The following is a 24,949-nucleotide window of genomic DNA, read 5'->3' as shown; positions in this document are numbered from 1 at the left end:
TGATTAATAAATCTTATAGGAGGTATAGGGCACATGAAGTTTTTCTATAATTTTTTAGTACTGCTTTGCGCCGTTATATTAACGGCTTGCTCGGTTCCAACAGATGAGTTATCTGAAGAAATCAATAAAAAAGTTGAAGAAGAGGTGGGTAAAGTCGTTGAAAAAGCGACGCAAGAAGGGCAGAAAAAGGTGGAAGAAGGACTATCCGTTGGTAAAGATAAAGTAGATAGCATTTTAGGTGATCTGCTTGGTTCAGATAACGCACAGCCGGAAACGACGGCGCCCGCTAATAAAATTGAAACAGGCGGCACCACCGAACAGATACCAGTCGAATTAATATCCGTAATAGACGGCGATACGATTAAAATTAGATATGATAATAAAGTTATAAATGTAAGATATTTACTTTTGGATACCCCCGAAGTGACAAATGGTAAAAATCAACCCTTTGGAATAGAAGCTAAAATTCGTAATAAAGAATTGCTGAAAAGTGGTGTTGTTTCTATAGAATTCGACGTAGGGGAAAGAATGGATAAATATGGAAGATTACTTGCGTATGTATACATAGATAAAGTCAATATAGGCGAGATTCTTGTAATGGAAGGACTTGCTCGAATCGCTTATATCACGCCCCCCAATACACGTTATCTGGAAACTTATGAGAAGGCACAAGATGAGGCTAAGAATGCAGGCAGAGGAATTTGGTCCATTGATAATTACTCAAGTAGCTACGGGTTTAAAGAATAGCTACTTCTTCCTCAGAATCCTTAAATGCTAATAAATCTAAAGGATAACCTGGTATATGTTTGATTTAATGACTTTAGGTTATATGATGGTGTTAATTGGATTGCTATTTACTTTCGAGAACAAGTCAAATGCTTACGAAACAACTGTTGTTGTTATAACCAAAGAGAAAAGGTGATTGAAGTGAATGAATGGTACACACGACAAGAAGTGGCAGATATACTAGGTGTTTCTAAACCAACTGTTTACCATTATGCTAAACAAAAGAAAATCATTAAGATATCGGATCCGCAGCGGTTGGTTCGTGAAGCCAGGTATAAGAGAGAAGAAGTCGATGCCCTTGCAGAAGAACGCAGACGCAACAAACCTACGGGTCTACGTCCTTCAGAACTGGCGAAACAATTAGGCGTACCAGTTTCGAGAATCTATACAATCATTAAAGAGAACAATCTCCCCATTGATGAAATACTGCTGGGAGACGAAGCGAAAGGCTACTCCATATCTGATGAATTGGCTGAACAGATTCAACAGGTAGTTCTTCGGACGACTCCCAGACGCGGTTTACGGGCTGAATTTTACGAATCAAAGCATGACATTGCACTTTATCAAAGATTTCTTGCCCCTAATGGTCAGGATATTCGAGTGCTACGGAATGAAAATCTTGAATGGGGATTTTATTTACAATCACGTACATGGATCCCTTACGAAGACGGAATCAATAAATTTCAGTATGAGGCAGCATATTTAATTCATCAAACAAATAAACGCGCAGTTGCATACACGGATTTCTTGCTACCGAAAAATTTGGTTGAATCATTTGAGTTTCTCGATTTTGTCTATCAAGTATGGGGGATTGAAAACATCCGTTTGAGAGAGCATGATACAGAGATTGCATTGTCAATAAAGAGTGGTTTGATGAAATTGTCTATACCTGTACCAGAAACGATTACAGAAGGCCTTATCATGTCATTCCTTCAATTAGGTGAAGTAGAGCAAGTGCATGGAGCATGGAATCTAATCAGCGGTTATAGGCGTACTACTGTGGACTTACCGAGCAATTTGTTGGATTCGTTACAGGACATATCTAATCAAAGAGACATGACTATGAGTGAATACATTGAAGAAGCAATTCGAAGGAACATCGAACGAGAGGAGAATTCAAAATGACTGCGATTATTATTGAACTGATTATTTGTCATACCTGCCAAGAAAAGCAAAGAGAAAAAGATAACTACACGAAGTGGGAAGGATCTATCTATTGCGAAAAATGTTGGGACAGGTACTTGGATTTAATTGATGAAGAGATATGTGCTGATTAATGTATCTTTATTGAGAAATAAAGTTTTTTACTAAGTCCGGAGTATTTTATAACAAATTATTTTGAAAGAGGTAAAAATTTGTCTGCAGATAACAGCGATAAAAAGGAAAAGAACGGATACAATGTTTTAGCCTTCGGTAAGAGTTATACAAGCCTAAGACATTTAGCGGAATCCTACAACATAGAACCGTCTGTATTATACGGGCGTATCAAGACAGGAGATACTCCAGAAGAAGCCGTAAACATGGGATACTCAAAATATAGCTTAACAGTATTCGGTAAAACGCATAAAAACGTCATTTTACTATCTGAATACTACGGTATTGATTACAACATACTAGTTAAAAGAATATCGACCGGCCATAATCCAGAAATCGTAGTAACGGAACTCTTAAATAACGAAACCGTAGAATTTGAAGGTAAACTCTACAATAACCTTATAGAACTTAGTAATCACTACGGAGTACAAATAACTTCTGTCATAAAGCGTATGCATCAAGGATGGTCTTTGGAAAAATCGATATTAAAAGCAGTAGCGCCCAGAACCTCACAACACTCCTATACGTATAAAGGGGTAACCTACAGCACGCAAAGAGAACTAACAGATGCAAACGGGTTATCCATAGACATAGTAAGAACCCTAAGTAAAAAGATAGAGGTCGATTTTATTAAAGCACTTGATATCTTAGTAACATTTCTGAGCAAATATAAAGGTGTGAGACCCCCGAAAATAAGTAAAATTCCTTTCATCATCTACAATGGGGTATAGATAGTTACGTTAAAAGAATTTTGTGAGCAAATAAGTATAGATGAAAGAGATTTAAAATCATTCAAGAAAGAAAATAAAATAGCGACTCATTTCGAAGCTCTAGTAATAATGCAAAATTATAATCGTGTAAGATGGGTAGACAGCAGCACAGGTGAAGTAACGCCCCAAACCGCATTAATCAAGCGTTATAACTCCCACATAATAAAACTAGAGCAGTCTGGTATAGCGATAAAATCCAAAATCAAAGCGTATCCAACGTTAGATTTCAATCAAACAGGTTATTGTGCAACACCTTTACTAGATTTCAAAGAAAATATAAGAGAAAAATACTTTAAAGGGTAATTCAGGTAAAAAAGTGCTTAACTTTAAGTAGCTGTCGACACATAATGTAAAGAAAGAAAAGTGAAAAGATAATTAAATGCTTACTGTGGTTCAACCGATTTAGTCGTTTACAGAAAGAATTTCGAGAATACGAGCAAAGGATCACATCAAAAGGAACTATTGAAAAACAACGTAAATTTGTTACCATTAATTCAACTGTTCCTGACCACGTTCTCTGTAAAGAAAGTAGTGAGGGATATTGCTATAACAGGAATAACAATGAGGAATCAATTGTATTGATTCTTCTACAAAACTGAGACTAGGAGTAATATTCTTCTATCGGTTTTTTCTATATCTAGCCATATATGAAACATAGAGCATATCATTTCTTGTGGTCCTTTGTAGTTTTAATAATATAGTATTGACAGTAAATATGGAGATGCTATAATTAATCTAAGTCAATACTGTAACAAAAGCGGAAGCACCGCTAAACAAGAGGGATACCTCTCTGTTTAGCGGTGCTTTTTTGTTCTTGACTTAAACTTCTATAAAAGGGGAAATGTACTATGGAAAAACAAAGAACAATCAGTAACGATATTAACAATCAAGTATCCTATTGGTTTTTATTTTTCGACATGAGAAATGTGGAGGGAAACATTGAAGGCCATTTAAAATGTGGATTTACCACATTATCTAAAATGGAATTAGACCTAGCAAAAAATATAATTTCAGCAAAAGTAAACTCCAATATTTTAATGTGTGAGTATGGAGGGAAAACAGAGCTACCAAAAGGATTTACAGAAATACCTGAATATAAGATTGAGTAAGTCAAAGAAAACTCGTATACTGTATGTAGATCTTTTACTTTTTATTTTTAATGCAAATCCACTTTTTGGTGTGATTCTGCGGTGACGACTATTTCAAGCCTTTGGGCTGTTTGTGTACCATAGCATTTTTTCTTTTTTGCTATGCAACCAAACAACCCAAAGGCTTTTTTGCATTTTCACACGAAAGTAATAGATACAAAACTTTTGGGAAGGGTGTTATTTATATGAATTGTACAGCGGAACGAGAGGAACAAATTAATAGTAATAAAAATCAAGTAAATGAAGGTATGGAATTGTTACTAAAAAAGGTGTATACGGTATCCAGTAAGAATGATCCAGAAACCCCGAGAGTATGGTTGCAATCGCTTGTATGCAGGCGTGCTGGCTTTGAAAAAGGCCAAATTCTTTATGTGTCCATGGACGAGGTCACGAAGGAAATCACTATTCAGACGCAACCAATCTCTATTGAGGATACGCAAGTATCAGTGAGTGGACGGAAAGTCGGCAATGGAGATTCACCTTATGTTCAACCACTGGTAGATACAGCTAGTAACCGATATAAATCAATTATTCGTGTCCGCCAGAAAGTAGAAATAAGCGTCTATCGAAACTGCCAAAACTTAGAAAGCAAAGTGGTAATTCGACCACTGGTGTTCAATCTATTCGAAAAGGAAACGTTCGTGAAAGCAACCGATAATCGAATTTCTGTACTATCTGTTTGTGCAGGTGCAGGGTTTGGTACAGCAGCCTTTGAAGAAACAGGTGCATTTACAAGCGTTGGTGCCATAGAGTTAGAAGATGATAGCGCAGAAGTGTTTACACATAACTTCCCAAGTAGCTATTTGTTTAATGGAGATCTTCGTGACGTTTCTACTTTACCTAAAGCAGATATAACACTTGCAACATTACCATGTAATGAATCAAGTTCTCTAGGTCACGGATTAGAAGGGGTCATGAATGACTTAATACTTGCTGCAAGTGAAATTATTAGAACTGCAGAGAGTCGAATTGTATTTTTTGAAAATGTCCCTCAGTGGTACAAAAGCGATAGTTACAGACGCTTACAAGCGTTATTGAAAGAGGATTATCCTTACTGGTCCGAAAAGACATTAGAAAGTCATGAATTTACTTCTATCGCCAGGAGGAAAAGAGGTTATGCATGCGCTTTTCGCTCAAAAGAAGATTTCTTAGCTTTTGAATTTCCGAAACCACCAAAATCTCCTCGACGTAAAAAGTTACGGGAGTTTTTCAATAAGTCAGATGCGCAAAATTATGAATGGAAGTCTGTCGATAGTTGGAAGAAGAACTTCAACGACCGTGGTAAAAATGGTGGTTCCTGGAAAGATCGCAGCCTAGAAAAGACTTTTGTTGCTAGCGATGCAACTGAGCTGCAATGTATTCCAAAACGCTATACGAGTCAGACTGCATCAAATTCGTACGTATTGTCGGATGATAGAAAATCATTTCGATTTCTTACAATACAAGAATTGATGAAGATTTTCCGTGTACCCGCTTGGTTTTCCTTAACAGAAAATATAGGTAAAATTAGGTCGTATGAGATGATTGGCCAATCGGTAGACGGGGGTATCTTCCAAGCGATTGGGAACAAAATAGCGGAGGTTTTTTTCAAAAATCGAAAGAATACCGTTAAAGAAGAAAGTAAGTATCATTTGCAACTAAATTCAAACGAACAATTAGGTTTCGTATTTTAACTTATTATATCGAGAGGAAAGTCTTATCTAACAGAGATTTTTTTCTTTTTTCAAACTCATCTTCTTAATATCGTGGACGAGTCCTTTTTCGATGCAAGTTCTTCTCCATTTAATCCATTCAGTAATAACATTCCACACACCAAGAACTTTTGGAAGATCATTGACTAGCATATTCATGTTCGAACTGTAAGGCCTTAAAGAAACAAAAGATAAATATGGAAAAGCTCGGAGAACTGAAATTCTTGAAGTGGGAGAACGAATCCACCTTGATCTTTCTGAAGAAGTACCTAATTACCCAATAACTCTATATTTGACTGAACAGGGGTATGTCTATAAATTCCGTGGACAACAAGAACCTAACCTCAAACCAGGAGACAAAGTCTCAAAGACTTTTGAAACAGATAATCGTTCAGAAATTCTTGTCTTTGGAACAGACAGAATTTGCTATAAAGTCCATTCGAAAGATATTGAAGAGACTAGAGCCACGAGCTTAGGAACTTATCTTCCAGCTTTAATAGACAATAGGAGTGTTCAAATTTCTTCCTATTCGATTCTAGACGAAAAATATAAATTCATCCTTGCTGTGTATTCTAACAATCGTATTTCCAAAATAAACTTGGAAGCCTTCTTAGGAAATAGAAAGTTCTTGAAGAATTCGTACAATCTTAAACAAGATCTCGTTGATATGGTAACGCTGGAAACAGATACTACAATCACAATGGTCACCGATAAAGTTAAAGTGGATTCATCGACTCTTTCGCTAACAGGTTCAAGAGGGGCGACTGGCGTATACATCACAAGAAAAGGGATAACCCAAAAGGTGGAAGTAGCTTAGGCTGCTTCTTTTTTTATTAATAATTATCCTTTTTCATGTGAAATGTATAGTCATCATTTAAGCATGGATTTTTCTCCAAGTTTTCAGATGCATACTTTGTAAATGGAAAAAGCAACATTTCGATAAATTTTGCTAGAAAATAGCATAAATACATAAGCAAAAGTGTTTTTATTGCTTTTAATGCTCGAAATTTGGATGAAAAGGTTGCATTTTCCATAATTGTAATCTATGATAAGTGTGTACTTAAAAAAAAAGAAGAGAGTGATGAAATTGAAGAAATTTTTAACAGTAATGTTTCTATCTACTTTATTTGTCTTCTCAGTGAATACTTTTGCTAGTGCAGAAGAAAACGGAGATTCTGAAAAACATGAAAATGTAGGCTTAACAGAAGTAGCTCCCGGACAGCCAGCAACTGGGGAGATAACTCCTTTTTCAACGTCATACCCAACAAGTGTTTGGAATCTAAGTACCAAAGGTAAGTATCCTTTTGGTGGAGCAGCAAATAATAATATATTATATTCAGATTATCTTTTCACAGGTAAAAGTTCAGTTGTAATATATGTAAAGAACACTAGCAGCACTAAAAATTTAAATTTTGAATTCAAAGAAAAAAAATTACTTGTGGATTCTTTGAGAATGGGGGTAACTATCGTACCTGGTGGGGAGGCAACTATACCACTTACATTGGATAAGTCAGCAAATTATTACATTCAAGCTGCTTGGCCTAGTAAATTTGAAGGATATATCCAATAATTATAAAAGGGTGTGAGTTTCTCATACCCTTTTTATAATTCTAACTGTGTTTAATTAGAATGTTGCTTTTCTAGTAATTTGGGTTTATGCTTTTTAGAACAAGCGAAAAACTTGATTGCGCTCAATCTTAGGAATCATCCTGTTTGATCTGGTTCCTAAGTAGTCTGCTCTCAACATTTTCATTTAACCATTGATTTGTTAGATGAATACCTAATGGAAGACAACAGTGTTTGATAACGTAATCTTAAAATTAGGGAGAATTTGATGATATGAGTACAACTACATTAAAAGTGATAGCTTTAATTGCTATGGCTTTTGACCATATTGGTTTTTTTATTCCAGGTACTCCCGAATGGTTTCGCTGGATTGGACGAATTGCTGTCCCAATTTTTATTTTCACACTCGTGATAGGCTTTCAATATACATCTAACCGAAGAAGCTACTTGACACGTCTATATTTGTTTAGTTTGGGAATGGCTTTTATTAACTTACTGATTAATTATATTTTTAGAGGTCTTAGTATAGAGGATTTAACTACAAATTTCTTTGCTCCATTATTTCTTATAGCCTTAATCTTGACTTTACTTGAAAAAAGACAAACAAAATTGGTCTTATATTTTTGTATATGGCAAGTAGTAACCTTTATTCTTTCTGTATTTTTAGCTGATGTAATTGGATTCCCTAATTTTAATACGCCAGTAGCCAATGGTCATATTTGGGGTTCTATACTGGGTAATATTGTATTGGTAGAAGGTGGTCCCTTGCCTATTGTTATGGGAGTATTACTTTATAAGGTTCTAAATAGCAAGATAAATATTGTAATGGTGTATGCTCTCTTTTCTATAGGTTTTTTCTGTGCATCTTACAAATGGGGACACCTTATCAACGGTTGGAACACACTAGTTTTTGCATTTCCTAGTTTTCAATGGATGATGATAGCGTCCTTGCCACTTATTTTATTGTATAATAATAAAAAAGGCGCAGGGATGAAATATTTCTTTTATATTTTCTATCCAGTACATATCATAATCTTGTATGTGATAGGGTATTACCTAACAGGTCCTTCAACTTTTATTACTGAGTGATATTTTTTGTTGAATCCTGTACTAAAAGGGAGTAGCGTAAAGCTGCTCTTTTTTTATTTAGTTTACGTTTTGAAATCACTAGATATAATCCTCTAAGTAATAATAATCCCATTATTTGGAGGAGATCAAAATGAAAATTATCAAGTTAGTTGCAGAAAATGTAAAAGGTCTAAAAGCTGTGGAGATTGTTCCAAACGGAACTTTGCAAGTTATCAGTGGGAAAAATGGTCAAGGCAAATCATCTGTTTTAGATAGCATTTGGTTAGCACTTGGTGGAGCTGACGCAACTAAGGGGTCAAACACAACTCGTGCAATTCGAGATGGTGAAGAAAGCGCTTTTGTTACCTTAGATTTAGGTGATATAATTGCAACAAGGAAATGGACCAGCAATGATAAATCCACGTTGAAAGTCGAAAGTAAAGATGGAACTGTTTTCTCAAGCCCTCAATCAATGATGAATAACTTGGTCGGAAAATTATCATTTGATCCACTTTCTTTTTCTAACTTGGATAATAAAAAACAGCTTGAAATCTTATTGGATATGGTGAAGCTTCCAAAAAATCCTTCTGAATTGGATGAAGAAAAGAAGATGGTTTATGATGAAAGGACTCTTGTAAACAGAGAACTTAAAAATTTGAAATTACTATCTGATTCTCTTCCAGTTTTATTAGACGGACTTCCTTTAGAAGAAACTCAAGCTTCGGATATTTTAGCTGAATCCAACAAGCTACCATCCATAATACGAATAACTTTAAGTTCAGGATTTAGTGACATCGCCATTGCCATAGAAACTCTTAGCCGTTCTGCAGTTGAACACTGCTTGAATGGAACGCCATTATAGAGCACACCTGATTCATCAAACGAAAAATTTTCCACAGGGAATTTAGCTTCTTTCATCATTGTTTGTTTTTCATCTTCAATTGCATCTATCTTATCCGTGAGACTATCATACAGAAGTTTCTTGGAAGTCAGGGATTTTTCAACTTCCATCTTCTTATTATTTTCTCTGATTTTTCGGTTTGTTTCTTCAACTTTAGAAAGTTTAGTATTGAAAACTGAAAGGTCTGGATCAATTAAAGCTGCTACTTCTTGTTTTCTTTCTGCTCCAAGTTCGAACATTACGTCTAAGTTTCTTTTTCTTGCATCATTACCTGCAACAAGAAATCTCAATTTACTTTTCAAATCTTCAATTTCTTGCACGTCTTTGTGAATGAGGTCTCGTTCTTTTTTATAGTCTTCTTGAAGAATGACATACTCTGATCGTTTTTGATTGTTCTCATAAATTTCTTGTTGAGCAGCTTGCATTTCTAAAATTAGGTCGTATGAGATGATTGGCCAATCGGTAGACGGGGGTATCTTCCAAGCGATTGGGAACAAAATAGCGGAGGTTTTTTTCAAAAATCGAAAGAATACCGTTAAAGAAGAAAGTAAGTATCATTTGCAACTAAATTCAAACGAACAATTAGGTTTCGTATTTTAACTTATTATATCGAGAGGAAAGTCTTATCTAACAGAGATTTTTTTCTTTTTTCAAATTCGATATAGCTACTCCAGGAGAATGTAGTGTATTAAGGTTCATTGGTAGAGGGCGGTACTCATACTTTTAATGTCCCTTAGAGGTAATTATAATGTATAATGGGCTTATATCTTATAGTAGTAACAAATCATTGATGATAAAATATGTATTGTATAAATAAACAGGATTACCCTGAATGAACGCGGACTATTCGCGTGCATTCAGGGTTTTTTTGTTAAAAATAAGGGGGATTTAAGATGACATGGGCAACTAAAACGAAAGAAATTCATAAAGCTTATAATGATGCGACATGTGGAAAAGAAATAGAATTTATTAAAAAACCCCAAAAAATAGTTGACATAATTGAGCAGGTTCTAGAACAATCCGTAATCGCAAAAATGGAAATTGAGGATCAAAAGTTCTTGAATATCGAAACTGAACTAACAGTGGTCAATCATAAAAATTATCGAGTGGTGAACTAATATGTGGCATATTGAAATAAATGAGAATATTAATACAAGCGTATTTGAATTAACTGTTTGTATAGAAGAGAGTGTCTTTCTTAAGTTTCTTTTAGAAAGACGTGAATTGTACCCAATTTATATTCGGCACAATAAGTATTGGTTTGCAATTCATAATCCATATCAACCGTACATCACACCATTCCCGGAAAAATATGCATTAAAAATCAAAATAAACGAACCAATCAAGATAAAATTCCCGAATCGTTTCTTTAAATTCTATCGAAGACAGTTTGAGTTAAATCTTGTAAAACGGTTACTTGAATGGTTGGAGGAAGAATATATACTCTTCCAAGAAGAATGGAAACTAAGAACAACGCCACTCTATCTCACTTGACTCTATACCATTTATAATATAACATTATGATATAAAACTAAAGAAAGGGTGAAAAGAATGAATGTGTTTTTCATTTTAATTTTTGTATTGAGTATTTTTCGTTTGGCGCATCTTATCAATTGCCAGGTCGAAGCTGCTTAGATTCATCGGATTAATTGCAACTGTTTTTGCTTTATTACGGATTTATAATCTAATTCAACTCGGCTAACAATATTCAAATCATCTACAAAATCATTGAACGTGTTAATCAAGCTTTTAACTTTTCACACAGCATATTTAACACTTCTGGATAGTTCGTCGATATAAGCAAAGTCTTCCGTCAGAACAAACTTGCCAAGGTTAGTTCAGGGGTATTACTATTTTGTTCTTTAGTCATTAAATAAGCAATACATCAAGTGAATAAAATACTTGATCAAAATAAAGGAGTGGGGAAAATGAATAAACTGAATTATTTAAAGTCCATCAAAAGAGACTTGGAGAAACAGGCACTTCAAAAACATTTCCATGCTGGATCTGCAGTGGAAATAGATTGGGGGGAATTGGAGTTTATTTTATCATTCGTTTCACAAATAGATGAATTAATGAGTAAAACTCGATTCGAAGAAAAAAAAACAAACCACTTAGTAATTGCTGAAGATGATGATTCGGGCAAGATAAAGTGCTTAGACTGCTTAATTTTACATTTACAAAATGATAGGCAAGTGCCAGAACAACTATTTGCTTATGCCGAGTTTGTTAGGGATAACAATTTAGAGGAAGCATTTGAATACTTTTGGCAGCGCTGCTTAAGTAAGGGGGAATTGTCATGAAGCATACAGGAAAAGTTATACGTGTGAATCAGAAAGGTAAAATTATTATACCCCCACATATTTTAAAACAAATAGGAATTAAAGATAAAACAACAATAGAATTTATTGCCACTGAAAATGCTATTACTTTCAAGAAGCGAGTCCTAACTTGTTTGGTAACAGGAATTACTTCCGAAAATGTATCTGAAATTCTACCTGGCATTTATTTAAGTAAAGAGGGGATGGAAGTCTTACTTAAAGAACTTAATAACAAAAATATTTGTCCGTCTCCTTAATTGCGCTAAATTCAAGTTTAGTGCAAAGATGTATTAATTACAGAAGGCATGGTATAATTATGTACATGGACAAGAAACACTTAACTATTACTTTTATTAAAAGGAGATTCGTCAATTTGGTAAAGTACAAGATTGTATTTATACAGAATGATAATAAAGAAAGATTTACAGAAACCGTAGCTACAGACTCACCAGATTTCGTTCAAAGTGAATTTGACGACTTACTAAAATCAATAGAGACGTCTTTAGAACCGAATAAGTATTTACATGTTGATCGTCGGAACACTACTACTGATGGATATACAGCAATATCAACAAATGAAATCATTCAATTTCATGTATTCACAGAAGAACAACACAAAAATTATTTAGAGTATGAACTTGGACTTGCTAAATTAAGAATGAGGTTTGAGGAAGAAAAACGAAATATAACTGTTACTCTTTCTAAACAACAAAAAGGCGGTATAACCTTGTTTAAAAAATGAAAATACCAAAGATAAGGAGGTGAAATGACAAACGTGGGTATAAAGGATACTAGCGAAAAATAGGAAGGAGACCTTTTTACGACTACATTATTAGTGCATTTTACACCTGTTGCAACCTATATTTACATTGTAAAAGATGGAACTCTTAACTTTCATTCCGATTTCTATTCTTTCAAAGACGAATTCGGAAATCGAATGATAATAAGAGGAAATACACTTCACGTTTTCGGAGATGAGTTTAATATTGATAAACAGATTGAAGAATTAGGTCTTAACAATTCAAATATACCTATTCTCACTAAAAAAGTAACAAGTTTTTAACGAAATTTATATGACAGGCGGTACCCACTATTACGTGCCCTAGGTTTTTAGAGGGACAAGAAATTATGTACAGCTCGGATTTTCCATTTATATAGTACATGTTTTTTTGTTTGGTGCATGAAATGTACATACTTTCTTGTCCTGAAATAATGACACCAAAGTATGTACTTCTTTAATTTACCACTGGCTATAACTGCTAAATAGCCAAATAGGTTGAAGGAAAACCCTCATTAGAGAAATTCATGCTAACAATTTGTCGCTTAGTGCACGGCCATTGCTAGGTCCGATATTAGACAACTCCCCTTCCATTTTAGATAATATAAAGAATTACTATGAAAGCCACGGCTTTGGAATTCATTTAGTACTGTATATGCAGTTAACGAAAGAAGGTTTAAATGTTAACTCATACAGTTCGGCCTTCCATAGCCATTCTCTCCTTTTGATTAAATTCAACAAGGTCAAAGCTATTGTGCACTTAAATTAGATTTAGCGCATAATAGGTATTTGAAAAGAACATTTACGCACGACCTTTCAATCGCATTGTACAAGGACATCAAAGTTAGGACTGTTATTAAAAATGACTTTCCAGCGGACTCTACAGCAATTTTGTATTAAGAATAGGATAGCCTGTACATGAATCCCTAGGCTTTCTCACAAGCTGTCCTAACTTGCCTGTCTCTACTTTAAAACAGTCCCAACTTTCATGTCTTCCAACTAAGGACACCAAAGTTAGGACTGTCACTGTACAATAGCTTCTACTAACAGACTTGTGATACATCGACATCGTCCTAACTTTGATGTCCTTCTACACGCATAAAGAACATTTATCAATCTTGGAAAGCTTCATTCAATAATGTAAAGTACATAGTTTTTTGTCTTTAGCATGAAATGTATGTACATACTTTCTTATCCTAAACGAAAGACATAAAAGTCCAAAAGGTGAGAATATCTTTGTTTTCCACTATTAAAACCCAGTAAACTATAAAAGGTTCATTTTGTTCTTTTACCGATATAAGGAGGAATTCCAATTGCATTCATTTATTTTTAAAAATAGCAACGGCCATACAGAACACATGACGCACGACCATTATTTTTCACTAGATTCTACCGCTAAAAACAACAAATTAAGACCTATTCGAAAGTTATATCATGAAGGTCAACTTGAATTATTCTGCTCTTGTATGATACTTCGCCCTATAATGATCCCTATCCATAATAGTGTTCATGATTTCTTCTACATTAAATCAAAGGATAAGGACCAGCATAGCATCACCTGTCATTATAAACGTGAAGAAGGAGTATATATTCCATCCAATTCGGGATATGAAAAAGGGTTTGTAAAGAGGAACGATGGCAAAATTGAAATCAAGTTCGATACACAAGATTTCCAATTAGAAAAGGGCTTAAAGCAAAAGAAACCCAAGTCCAATCCAGATGGTACTCCCCTTCCTTCTAGCAATGCCAATGGAACATCTACCTATAAGCCCAGTGTTTTTGCTGCAATGAAAAGGATGATTACAGAGGCATGGAACGACATTATCCAGTTTTCTTATTACAAGAAATCGCCCTACCCAAAAAACGATGTGACCACACTTTTTGAACGCTTAACAACTCATACGACAAGGGGTTATACAAACAAAACCTTCACGATTCAAGAACTCCTCTATAAAGGAGAAAAAGAAGGCAAGGTTGCACTGATCGCTAAGAATACAGGTCAAAAAAGTGCCGCCTTCACTATGCTACTATTAGCCGATGATGGTATCCAGAAGAACGACGAAACATACCGGCTATCGTTAAGGAGCCCTAAATCCGATACTTTCCGCCAATTAGACGTACCTGCCCACTTGTTCCAAAAAGCATATACCGCAATTCGGCAAATGCCAGGTCCATATATTGCAGGAGGTTTTGTTGAGAGTCCTGGATACGACAAAACGCCAAGATTTTTGAGTTTTGCTTTAGTACCTATTAATGACTATGGCGCCCCTATTGAAAGTTCATATGAACGGCAGCTGTACAATCAATTGTGCGATTCCCAACGTGCAGTGATAAGGCCCCTGACGAGTGAAAATCCAGACTGGGCTGGGTATGTACCAGATGGCATACTGGTGGACACAAAACCATCGACGATCATAGAAGTTTTTGGCATGTCTGAAAGCATGGAATCATATCACCAAAATCGTGAATTTAAGATAAAACATTTTTCATCACTGAAACCTAAATTCGATTTTTGGTACTGGGATGCGTTTGCAACAACAGAGTTCAATGAAAACACCAGTAAAGAAACGAGGTGAATGATGTGTTCGGGTTCGAAGAGCTTTTTATAGTGGCAATATATTCATTTCAAATTATGATACTCTTACTGGTCCTGCCTAATATTGATCATAGGAGATATGCTTTCAACAAACTTGATGGCTGCAAGGGTTAAAAAAGAAAAGAAAACCCCTTTTAGTTGGTATCTTAACCTGTTGGGATTCAGGAAGCTTGGAGATGGATGGGAAAATATATTTCGTGGATAATTGAAGAAATACATATAGATTATCGGAGCGAACAATTGCATTTTTTCAGAATAGCGGAATAAGTACATGACACATAATTTTTATAGATGGATTCATTTGCGAAAAGGAACAAATTAAGTGCGATTTATAACCTCTTCACGATGACTAAGAATTGGGGGAGTTGCTTCTTGCATGTACAATATAGTTCTAATTGGCTTTGTCTATATAACTTTCGAGGCGATTATGAACAACTATGTCATAATTCTTGAACAGGAAATAGAGGCGGATTCTATTTCAAGGAGTTAAAAACATGAAATTGCTTCTTGTAAAACCCTTTCAAATTAGAACTATCACATTGAGAAGAATGGAGGGCAATTTATATGAGTAATATTGAATTATTTGTAGGATTAAGTTGGGTATTTGCCTTTCCTATCATTGTTTATTTAATGAATCGATACTTTAAATCCAGGAATAATGATACTTCGTTCCCCCAGATATACGTATCAGGAATCGTCTTTTATGCTGTAGGTTTTTATCCTGCGATGACCTTAATTCTAAGTTAACAAATTTTATCTTCACGCTTTAAAAGCAATTTTAATAACAAAAAATTCTTCTAATAAAATGAGATATTTGATAAAGGAGGACCATCATTGCCAGCTCCAACAAGAAAGACAATTTCAGCAGAACGACATATTGAACAAGCTATTGAACACCTACCCTTCTATGTTACAGATTTTGTCCGTGCTAAGAGACGTGCCAGCCTCTCTCCTACGACGATAAGCGGTTACTTGCATGATTATAAGAAGTTCTTCGATTGGCTGCGGATGGAAGGCTTGACAGATGCTAAGGACAATAAGGATATCCCCTTCACCGTTCTAGAATCCCTTAAAAAAAAAGAGGTTGAATACTTTATTGAAATGCTGATGATGGAAAAGGTTGAACAAAGAAAAGATGTATTTGTTGATCGCTCTAAAGCTAGTGTTTCTCGCTTTATCCAGTCACTTAAATCCCTTTTTAATTACCTTACAACTGAAAGTGAAGATGATGATGGAGAATGCTATTTTCATCGAAATGTTTTAGCAAAGATAAAAACTCCGAAAAAATCCGAATCTGCTGCCCATCGTGCAAAGAGGATTAGTAATCAGATTTTAGATAAAAATGAAATGGACGGATTACTTAATTTTGTTAAATATGAATATGAAAAAACTCTGTCTCCCCGTCTTTTATCACGCTTTAAACGTGATCGTTTGCGTGATGTCGCCATTATCGCTTTATTCCAAGGAAGCGGTATTCGTGTTAATGAATTAGCCGGTTTGTTATTGCCTGACATCGACTCACGTAAAGGTGATATTAGTGTACTGAGAAAAGGTAACGAAGCTGATACAGTCAGCATTACCCCCTCCTCCATGGAAGAGTTGATAAACTATCTTAATGAAAGAGAGTCAATATATAAACCCGACTCTAAGAATCAATATGTATTTTTGACTCGTTACGCTGGACAAGCAAATTCTATTGCAGTTAAAACAATTCAAACTTTGGTAGGAAAGTATTCACAGGCTTATCTAGTTGGTAAACGTCTAAGCCCCCACAAATTACGGCATTCGTTTGCGCTTCAATGGATTAATGAAGGCGGGAGCCTAGTGGCGCTTCGAGATCAATTAGGACATGAGACAATAGAAACAACTGCTTTATATACTAATCTATCTCAAGAAGAACAACGTGAAATACTCAAATTAATGGATAGAGATGAAGTGGATACAACAAAAGATGGGTTTACAAATAATTAAATTCAAGTGTAAATAAGATAAAGAAAAGGAGAAATTGATATGAAAATCCCCTTTAATACACACACAATTTACGTAACTTTGGACGATGACAAATTCTATGAATTAAAAAGTGATTATACAAAAATAGAAGTGCCAGAATTTAAAATCCCTAGCCCAGAGAACCAAATCGTTTTAATTCATAAAAAACAATTTGATTCTGTAAAAGCAAATTTATTAGACAAAGAAAACCCTTTCAAATTAGATCTAGAAACTGCAAATATTTATTATCAAATTGGGTTCCTAAGTGATTCGGAATTTAAAGACTTTATCGTTACTGAACATACATCCAATTAATCTGGTCTACATTCTTGACTTTCTTCCCAATATTCGATACATTTATACTATAATGTTATATTTAAATAAGTATAATTATTGGATGGGGGTAAATATATGTACACGGACTTTCTATGGCTTCTTGGTGCTAAACAGCAATACGATAGACAAAAGGAATTAGGATTAGCTGGCCTTTCTGGATTACTACTTGTTATTTTTATGGTGTGGAAATGGGATTCTATTTTTTATCCGTTGGCCAGCAAGTTCGGTTTTGTCTCACTTGCAGAACGCTTCGGTCTAATTAATGATGATCTTGCCATCATGACACTGATCAACGTATCAGCCGTCCTCTTTTTTCTAGCACTCTTCATTGCGTTAGGATCATTTATTCTAGTTGTAGTAGGATGCTCATTGATGGTAGTTGGGGGTAGTCAGTTAGGAAAAAGGTTATTAGGTTTTGCTGCCTTTATTCTGTTTTTCCCTTTAATTCTTATTTTCATGATTGTAACTCAATATCGTCGTTCTACTACACTTGAAGATAAAGGATCTTTGCGTAATACGTACAGAGATGATTCTACATTAAAGCCACTGTTGAAAAAGTTTAAGCATCATGCCAAACCACTTGAATATTTTCATCTGTATGAAGAACAAATCAATCGTGAAAATGATGAATCAAATGTCGATTTTGCATCTGCAGAAGTGATTCTTGCAAAGTTGAACCGAGCAGTAGCATCAATTAAAGATGACCGAGACTGGCTATTTGGCTATGATGAAACTGAAGAACAATGGTACGTTCTATTCCCGAATCCTTTACCGACATTTGCTTCTCCATGCGCTGAATACAATCAAATGAATCCATACGATGCAATCCTAGAGTATCAAAAATACAACGTTCGTGGTTTCACAGAAAATGAAAATGACAGAGATGGTTTTCATGTACCTGCCATGCCAATAGATTTCCTTTGGGAATGGACAGAAGCAAGGATTAAACCTTCTATCCAGTTCGAGAAAGTACCCATGTGGGTTGGCAGTAGTGATATGGTCGAAAGAGCACAAATGGTGATTAAAAACACAAAATTATTGAAGACCTTTAATATCAACAGCCCTGATGTTCCTGTACTATTTAATTCCATTGCAGAACATGAAATCTTAGAAAAATGGAATCGTAATGCTCATGTTGTATTGTATTTAATACCGATTGTTTTTCTACCCTTCCTACCCAATCCTGTAAGTTCAGAAAGGTTATATAATAACGCGATTAGTAATATCCGACATGTCGATGTATTTTCACCAATTTATGCCGCCGATGTTGAAAATCATCTTGCGTACTTTAAAAACATCGGAAAGAATTGGTCAAATACATGGTTCAAAAATGTAAAATAAGGGTGGTTTGATTTGAAAAAAAGTTACACAAAGAATGAACTTTTGACAATACTGAAAGGACATGAAAAACATATTACGAACGTCAGAAATTGGAATCAATACAGTAAAGATAATGCACTCCCGCACTCCCAAACGCTTATTTCGCACTTTGGTAGCTGGAATGCCCTGAAAAAAGAATTATCACTTGAATTAAATGACTATCTAAAAATCCCGCTTCAAGATGATAAAGTAGTGAATAAAACAAATTCGAAGATGGAACTTTTAACTCTTTTAAAAGGAAATGAAGAACACATTACTTCCGTCAATAAATGGAATGAATACAGTAAAGACAATGCTCTCCCCCATTCACAGACGATCATTTCATACTTTGGTAGTTGGAATGGATTTAAAAAGGAATTACTTGATTTGAAAGACGATTTAAAAGTAGGCCGCCCTGAAAAGTACTCAGACAACGAACTTCATATAATTTTAGATGAATATAAAACGCATTATACCAGTGTTGGAGATTGGGACATGTTTGCTGAAACTCAGCAGCTGCCTAAACATTTCGTTTTCATGAATCGGTTGGGTCCAGATATCATACGTGAAAAAACCGGGCTTATTACATCGTGGTCTACAGAAGAAATCAAGAAAATCATTAAATATTATTTCCCCACAAAACCACCTACACAAACAGAGTGGATGGAATTAGCAAAAATGAAACGAGTTCCTGGTAAATCGACGATTATTCGAAAATTTAACTCTTGGAGTCAAATGAAGTTTGAAGTTTATTATAAAGAATAAAACAGCACACTATCGCATCTTTCAAATGCGGTAGTGTGCTGTTTAGTTAGTTGTATTGATGAAGTTGTTGTTTTATTTCTTTTATTGTATTAGAGAACTGATAGTATCGTTCTTCATCTTCAATGTCTCCGATCAATACAAGTTCAAATGGTATCGGAACTTCGACACCATCTTCATAAATCATGTATAAGGTTCCGTTGTCGGTTTGTAAGTCGTTCTTGTCCATTTTGAATTGGTAGTGAATCGAAGAGAGTTTACCTGCTCGGCTAACAGTATCGAGAAAGTTATCCATTTTCTCAATCCGTTTTTCAATGAGTATTTCACCCTCCCATACTTCTTGTATGGAATCACCCGAAAGAACAGAAGCGAAGAGGTCCATATCTTGAGTTTTAACAGCTGCATAGAACATATTAAAGAATTCTTTACACAACTTTTCATTTGTCGGAGGTTCTTCTTTTTCATCATCTAAATCAAACTCCATGAAGATGTCTAATGCTGGTATTCGTTCTCTAATAAACGAATCGACTTTTAAGTAAACATCCTCCTTACCGGACAGGACTGCAATTTCTCTATCAATTTCAACTTCGACAACCTTTGTCATTTTCGCTTCTGGTTTTGGAGCTTGAAGCTTCCATATGAACAAAAGCGAGAGTCCTATTATAACAAAAATTATCACTAAACCGATGACAATTCTTTTATTAATCCGCACTCAAGATTACCTCCTTACAATGGAATATATTGCGCTGGATTGAGGACGTTTGTGTAACCATTTCGCATCCCATTATATAGTTCGAAATGCAAATGGACACCAGTTACTCTTCCTGACATTCCCATATTCCCGATTAACTGACCTTGTTGCACAGGTTGACCATTTGAAACAGCGGTTTTGGTAAAATGAGCATAAACTGCTTCATATATTTTCCCTTGAACATTGTGTTGTATTCGTACATGATTACCCCATCCGCCTCCACACTTACTTTCAATATGTCCTTGCTGTGGGCATCCTGTATGAACTTTGACAACAACACCGTCAGCTGCAGCAACTATGGGTGTATTTGCAGAGTTAGCTATATCAACCCCATAGTGATAGCTTTTAGAACCCAAACTTCTCGGACCATATGGAGAAGAAAATCTACCATTTGCAGGCCTCATAAATGAACCAGGCGCTAAATTCGGAACTGAACCACCATCTGGTACATATTGAGCGGTGTTTTTATATTCGTCGGCTTTTTTCTTGATATTAGAGACATAGACGTCTGAATGATTGTAATTTCGAATAGCCTTATCGATGTTAGATGAAAAGCCACTTTTACTCAAATAATTTGCTGTTGAGAATATTGCATCCTTAACATTCCATGGATCTGCTTTGCCATCCCCATCAGCATCAACCCCATACCCGCCATATTTCTTAATAGCGGCAGGATCATGCTTAACTGAATCAGGTATACTTGTACCGCCTAATCCCCCTTTACAGCCAGGATAGTTCCATCCTAACCAGGTACACGGCATAAATTGCATGTGACCTTCCGCACCTACACTGGATAGCATCGTTGGATGTGTTGAAAAACCTGTTTCCGTAAAATGAATTGCGGCAAGATAGTACCAATCAACTCCATATTTCTTTTCAGCTTCAAGGTAATACTGCATGTACTCAAGCGGAATTCCGGAACCAGGAATAATCGTACCATCAAAGCCCGCTAGAGAGTTTCCATTCAGCCATTCAGTATAGTAAATTTCTCCACCGGTAATTTCATAAATGGCTTCCACAGATAACTTACTTTCTAGTTCATATTCAAATGGCTTACTTGATAGTTCTCTATCATACAAAGTATAATCCATCAAAATTGTATCTTCTGTCCAGAAAAAGTCTGATTGGCTTCTGACGTCTATTGTAATTGTCTCGCCATCTTCAGTTGTACCGCCTGAACGTGATGCTGTCTCCCACGGAGTTTTTTCACTTAGAACTTTAGTAGTTACGATCCTATCCCAAGCATCTACTCTTACCAATAATTCAACCTCGTACTTCGTTATCTCGGTTGACTCGGTACATCCTCCGTCTATAGTACACGTCCTAGTTATAGTTTCTGTTTCTCCTTTATGAGTTTCATATTCAAAGATTGGTCGTAATGCCTCGGCCAAATCTGTGATTGCATTGTATGTCTTTATAGCTCCGGAGTCATAAATTTGCGCTGCCGCTATTAGCAATTCGGGCGGTACTCTGTACGGTATTTGTTCTGGTCTTGTCATATCCACCGTTTTGTCAGCAGCTTCAATGATATATCTTTGTATTCCCCGACCTTCTTCATCAAGATTTTCTGGATCACCACCAAAAAACATAGCTGTAGCGATATATATCATAAAAACCGCAACCATAATTCCGCCCAGTAATAACAGATAAGGAATGCCAATCCATACCAGTAAAGATATGAGTGCTTTACCGGCGGCGAGGATCGCTTTAGCGGCTACTTTGACTGCCGCCTTCCCTATCTTTTTTCCAACTTTCACCGCCTTATCCCTAATAAGCTTTTTTCCTTGTTTTTCTACTATATTTTCTTGTTGCTCGTCTTGGTTATTGGGCATTTTCCATTTCACCCCAACAATCCTTGTTTTCTTCTAACTGCATCTAGTGACTCTCGTTGATTTACAGACCGATTTGCACGGTCCGCGTGTTTTGATGTCATTAGATCCTCTAAGTTATCAATCAGTCCCCGTGTGCTCTTTGTAGAATAATACGGCACTGATTCACTTGTCTGTATACCACCTGATGTTACATTTGCTTGAACTGCTACTGTCGAATTCCCACTATTTTTTGGCCTAATTGTATGATTCGATACTTCGACCGGGATCTGAACTGATTCGGAGCCTTGTAAACGGGAATCTCCTGAGAAAACCTGTGATACTCGATAGGTAACTCCGCCTTTATCAGCAGTCATGAATTGACGATCCTTTTCAACCACAACTTGCACATTATCCATACCTTGTGCTGCCAAATCGTTTGTATAGAAACTACCATTGTCGACTGCTTGATTAAATACAGGCGCTTGTCTACGTGCAACAGGTTGATGTGTCTGACCTGACCTTGCACTTCCTAGCAACGTGCTCGGATCACTGTTAACTTGGACGGATGATGGTGCGCGTCCTCCAGCACTGTCTAAACGATAAGTTGATGGCGAGCTTGCGCTCAACGTATCTCCATCAGCTACTAAGTCCTGATACACGACGTCTCCTTCTCGCATGCCACTATGACCCGACCCTTTACGGGAAACAATTTTTCTCTCCCCGCTTTTTGTTGCTACCTCGATGTATGATTCCTGAGCTGTTGTGACTTGTCTAATAGCTCCTTGCGCTAACGAAACATTCCCATGATCGTCAGTTGTCGTTTTCGCCATCTGTATTGCTTCACCTGGAGAAGAAATTGCCGATTGAACGGATTGGCTATATGGAGAAAATTTATTAGCCATTTTCTTCGCAGCCTGGTAACCACCAGTACCAAATATCATTCCTGTTCCATATCCCGCCGATTCTTGATAGCCCGCCTGTGCTTCTACTGCACCGCCACGTTGTTCTGCAAGTTGATTAGTTGCGGTTCTCCATCCAGCTTTTGCAGATGGGATAGTGTTTCTAGCAATATTTTTTATACCACTGACACTTTCATTATGCAATGAACTGTTGGCTACAACCGCAGCTCGCGAACCTTCCGCAACCGCCCGGTATCCACCCGCTAGAATTTTAGCTCCACCTGTTATCCCTGCTGCACCTAATACGAATGCACCAGCTTGTCCGGCTCCAACGGCGACTTTATGGGCGGCACTTCCAGCATTGAATGTTCCAAAGCTATTATTGCTTGCCTGGTCGACGCTCCCTTTAAACATTTCTAAATTCTTAGCGTGTGCTTGCGGCTTATGATTATCGTTCCAATCCCGTCGCGCGACGTCTCCACTTACTCCCCTTGCAATTTGGGAATTTACAAAATCGTCTCCCATTTGAGCTGTTTTAACACCAGCCAATCCGCTTGCTAGGTTTTGCGTGTTAGGCTTACTTTTCCCATCGTATAAATTAGAGGCTTGCAAATTATTTTTTGCATCATTATAAAATCCCGAGCGCTTTTGTTCTTTTATCGCATCGAATTTAGATGCAATTTCCCCATCTGAAGCATCCGGGAAACGTTCACGTAATCCCGCTAGTTGTGCTCCCTTATTTTCATCCGCCCAACTAGCTGTAGAACGATCTGCAACTTCATTCGATAACTCTTCCTCGAAGCCCTGGGAACTGTTGGTTTTAAAAGCTTTGGCACCTCCAATTCCCTTATTTAATCGTGTTCCAATACCTTGGACTGCGGCGGCACCTACACGCCCGGTTAACCCGCCTGCTACACCGCCAAGCTCAAAGCCGGCAGTTGCACCGGCCATGGCTCCGACAGGACCTAAACCCATACCGGCAACAGCACCAGCCATTCCGAATGTCGCTTTACCCATTTTCCCTACTACATCACCTGCACGGAGCATTTTTTCAGCACGTGTAGAAGTACCGGCATCTCCACCAGCATCTGCACCAAGTGTTTTCTTTAGATCATCGCCGCCTCCAGCATCTTTTCCTTTAGTATTGTTTTTAACGCCTTCATACGCATTTTTAAGAGAACCTGTTACACCTTTACCATCGAAGGCTCCTTTAGCAGCCCCATACATCCCTGCTAGTCCAGCCATACCCATCATGGCACCTGCTTTAGCAAAACCACCTTGCATATCCCCACCCATATTAAAGAGACGACGGATGGATTCGGATATCGGAATAAAGATGACATAGACGATAACAGTTTCTACAATACCAGTTGAAGTTGCTGATAAGACAGCAACAGTCCAGAACACAAATGCATGGATCGCTTGTACAAATATTGAACCTACAAGCTCCTTGAACCATGAACCAGTCAGTGATTTGAACCGTGGTGATAACCAAAATGCAAGCATCAGTGGGCCCATCGACATTAGAATGATAAGCGTCACTTTTCTCATTAAGTAATAGAAACTCGCCCATATCGTAAGTCCAAGTAAAACCAACTGAACGAAGATCAATCCGATTACACCTTTTGCACCTTCTTCTAATAGAAAGTCTTTTTTTATGTTGTCAAGATTACTTTCATGTGAACCAGCAAATAAATTGACAACAGACGAGTTAATCGTAAAAAGTAAATCGTATAAAGTCGGTAGGTTAACCAACACGATTCCGACAAACACAAGGTCTTTGATAAATTCGATACTCTCATTCCGACGACTCGGGTTTAGCGGTGCGCCGGCAATCCTCATTCCGTAGACTACTATCAAAGCCACTAAAACGAAGCCAGACAATATCGCCATCGTATTGAATAATGGTTCAAAACCAAGAGTCAAATCAGTTGGCTCGAATGTTCCCCAGACCAATTTCCCTTCTTTATGTTCCCCGAAAACTAGTTTTTTAAGTGTCGGTAAATCTTTAAATGGTTCAATTAAACTTTCAAAAAACCACTGCACAATCGATTCAAAAACCTTGAGTAATTTATCTCCAATGGCTCCGAGCAAATTCACTCC

At 36.6% G+C, this 24,949-nt stretch carries 24 protein-coding genes; 21 read left to right on the top strand and 3 right to left on the bottom strand.

Annotated elements, in window-relative coordinates; translation table 11 throughout:
* Positions 1-33: 33 nt before the first annotated feature.
* The 21 genes from MKZ11_RS24470 (at position 34) to MKZ11_RS24370 (ending at position 19,388) form a co-directional block, all read left to right on the top strand.
* Positions 34-747, top strand: a complete 714-nt coding sequence (locus MKZ11_RS24470; protein WP_340797194.1) for a thermonuclease family protein — start codon at positions 34-36, stop codon at positions 745-747.
* A gap of 171 nt (positions 748-918) precedes the next feature.
* On the top strand, positions 919-1,911 hold the full coding sequence (locus MKZ11_RS24465) for a helix-turn-helix domain-containing protein (protein ID WP_340797193.1): 993 nt from the start codon (positions 919-921) through the stop codon (positions 1,909-1,911).
* Positions 1,908-2,063 carry a hypothetical protein gene (locus tag MKZ11_RS24460; protein WP_340797192.1) on the top strand — a complete coding sequence of 52 codons (156 nt, stop codon included), beginning with the start codon at positions 1,908-1,910 and terminating at the stop codon, positions 2,061-2,063. The genes MKZ11_RS24465 and MKZ11_RS24460 overlap by 4 nt, the downstream gene beginning before the upstream one ends.
* A 78-nt stretch (positions 2,064-2,141) precedes the next feature.
* Entirely contained in the window at positions 2,142-2,831 is a 690-nt protein-coding gene (locus MKZ11_RS24455) for a hypothetical protein (RefSeq protein WP_340797191.1), read from the top strand.
* A gap of 108 nt (positions 2,832-2,939) precedes the next feature.
* Positions 2,940-3,173, top strand: a complete 234-nt coding sequence (locus MKZ11_RS24450; RefSeq protein ID WP_340797190.1) for a hypothetical protein — start codon at positions 2,940-2,942, stop codon at positions 3,171-3,173.
* A gap of 545 nt (positions 3,174-3,718) precedes the next feature.
* A complete protein-coding gene (locus MKZ11_RS24445) occupies positions 3,719-3,979 on the top strand; it encodes a hypothetical protein (protein ID WP_340797189.1) in 261 nt (86 codons plus the stop codon).
* A 224-nt stretch (positions 3,980-4,203) separates the two neighbouring features.
* A complete protein-coding gene (locus MKZ11_RS24440) occupies positions 4,204-5,691 on the top strand; it encodes a DNA cytosine methyltransferase (RefSeq protein ID WP_340797188.1) in 1,488 nt (495 codons plus the stop codon).
* 247 nt (positions 5,692-5,938) lie between these two features.
* Positions 5,939-6,526 (top strand): hypothetical protein, encoded by a 588-nt coding sequence (locus tag MKZ11_RS24435; protein ID WP_340797187.1) that lies wholly within the window; start codon positions 5,939-5,941, stop codon positions 6,524-6,526.
* Between the two features lie 270 nt (positions 6,527-6,796).
* The gene (locus MKZ11_RS24430; protein WP_340797186.1) at positions 6,797-7,279 is read left to right on the top strand and encodes a hypothetical protein; all 483 of its coding nucleotides are present in this window, start codon (positions 6,797-6,799) and stop codon (positions 7,277-7,279) included.
* Between the two features lie 269 nt (positions 7,280-7,548).
* A complete protein-coding gene (locus MKZ11_RS24425; protein ID WP_340797185.1) occupies positions 7,549-8,364 on the top strand; it encodes a TraX family protein in 816 nt (271 codons plus the stop codon).
* 130 nt (positions 8,365-8,494) lie between these two features.
* Positions 8,495-9,205 (top strand): AAA family ATPase, encoded by a 711-nt coding sequence (locus MKZ11_RS24420; RefSeq protein ID WP_340797184.1) that lies wholly within the window; start codon positions 8,495-8,497, stop codon positions 9,203-9,205.
* A 932-nt stretch (positions 9,206-10,137) separates the two neighbouring features.
* Entirely contained in the window at positions 10,138-10,362 is a 225-nt protein-coding gene (locus MKZ11_RS24415) for a DUF2187 family protein (protein ID WP_340797183.1), read from the top strand.
* A 106-nt stretch (positions 10,363-10,468) separates the two neighbouring features.
* Positions 10,469-10,738, top strand: coding sequence for a hypothetical protein (locus MKZ11_RS24410; RefSeq protein WP_340797182.1), 270 nt, complete (start codon positions 10,469-10,471; stop codon positions 10,736-10,738).
* Positions 10,739-11,172: 434 nt separating this feature from the next.
* Positions 11,173-11,547, top strand: a complete 375-nt coding sequence (locus tag MKZ11_RS24405; protein WP_340797181.1) for a hypothetical protein — start codon at positions 11,173-11,175, stop codon at positions 11,545-11,547.
* Positions 11,544-11,822 (top strand): hypothetical protein, encoded by a 279-nt coding sequence (locus MKZ11_RS24400; protein WP_340797180.1) that lies wholly within the window; start codon positions 11,544-11,546, stop codon positions 11,820-11,822. The genes MKZ11_RS24405 and MKZ11_RS24400 overlap by 4 nt, the downstream gene beginning before the upstream one ends.
* 116 nt (positions 11,823-11,938) lie before the next feature.
* Positions 11,939-12,307, top strand: coding sequence for a hypothetical protein (locus tag MKZ11_RS24395; RefSeq protein WP_340797179.1), 369 nt, complete (start codon positions 11,939-11,941; stop codon positions 12,305-12,307).
* A 1,349-nt stretch (positions 12,308-13,656) separates the two neighbouring features.
* Positions 13,657-14,919 carry a hypothetical protein gene (locus tag MKZ11_RS24390; RefSeq protein WP_340797178.1) on the top strand — a complete coding sequence of 421 codons (1,263 nt, stop codon included), beginning with the start codon at positions 13,657-13,659 and terminating at the stop codon, positions 14,917-14,919.
* An 854-nt stretch (positions 14,920-15,773) separates the two neighbouring features.
* Positions 15,774-16,910, top strand: coding sequence for a tyrosine recombinase XerS (gene xerS / locus MKZ11_RS24385; RefSeq protein WP_340797177.1), 1,137 nt, complete (start codon positions 15,774-15,776; stop codon positions 16,908-16,910).
* 39 nt (positions 16,911-16,949) lie between these two features.
* On the top strand, positions 16,950-17,243 hold the full coding sequence (locus MKZ11_RS24380; protein WP_340797176.1) for a hypothetical protein: 294 nt from the start codon (positions 16,950-16,952) through the stop codon (positions 17,241-17,243).
* Between the two features lie 96 nt (positions 17,244-17,339).
* The gene (locus MKZ11_RS24375) at positions 17,340-18,605 is read left to right on the top strand and encodes a hypothetical protein (protein ID WP_340797175.1); all 1,266 of its coding nucleotides are present in this window, start codon (positions 17,340-17,342) and stop codon (positions 18,603-18,605) included.
* 12 nt (positions 18,606-18,617) lie between these two features.
* Positions 18,618-19,388, top strand: a complete 771-nt coding sequence (locus MKZ11_RS24370; protein ID WP_340797174.1) for a hypothetical protein — start codon at positions 18,618-18,620, stop codon at positions 19,386-19,388.
* 46 nt (positions 19,389-19,434) lie between these two features.
* Here the strand turns inward: MKZ11_RS24370 and MKZ11_RS24365 are convergent, their stop codons facing one another.
* The 3 genes from MKZ11_RS24365 to MKZ11_RS24355 are packed head-to-tail and all read right to left on the bottom strand — an operon-like array spanning position 19,435 to position 24,940.
* Positions 19,435-20,097 carry a hypothetical protein gene (locus tag MKZ11_RS24365; protein ID WP_340797173.1) on the bottom strand — a complete coding sequence of 221 codons (663 nt, stop codon included), beginning with the start codon at positions 20,095-20,097 and terminating at the stop codon, positions 19,435-19,437.
* A gap of 14 nt (positions 20,098-20,111) precedes the next feature.
* On the bottom strand, positions 20,112-21,968 hold the full coding sequence (locus MKZ11_RS24360) for a peptidoglycan DD-metalloendopeptidase family protein (RefSeq protein WP_340797172.1): 1,857 nt from the start codon (positions 21,966-21,968) through the stop codon (positions 20,112-20,114).
* A gap of 8 nt (positions 21,969-21,976) precedes the next feature.
* The gene (locus MKZ11_RS24355) at positions 21,977-24,940 is read right to left on the bottom strand and encodes a hypothetical protein (protein ID WP_340797171.1); all 2,964 of its coding nucleotides are present in this window, start codon (positions 24,938-24,940) and stop codon (positions 21,977-21,979) included.
* Positions 24,941-24,949: the final 9 nt, after the last annotated feature.

This window comes from Sporosarcina sp. FSL K6-1508, assembly GCF_038007465.1.
GTDB lineage: Bacteria > Bacillota > Bacilli > Bacillales_A > Planococcaceae > Sporosarcina > Sporosarcina psychrophila_B.
Note: the sequence above shows the minus strand (reverse complement) of the source record. Positions and strands in the feature narration are given on the sequence as shown.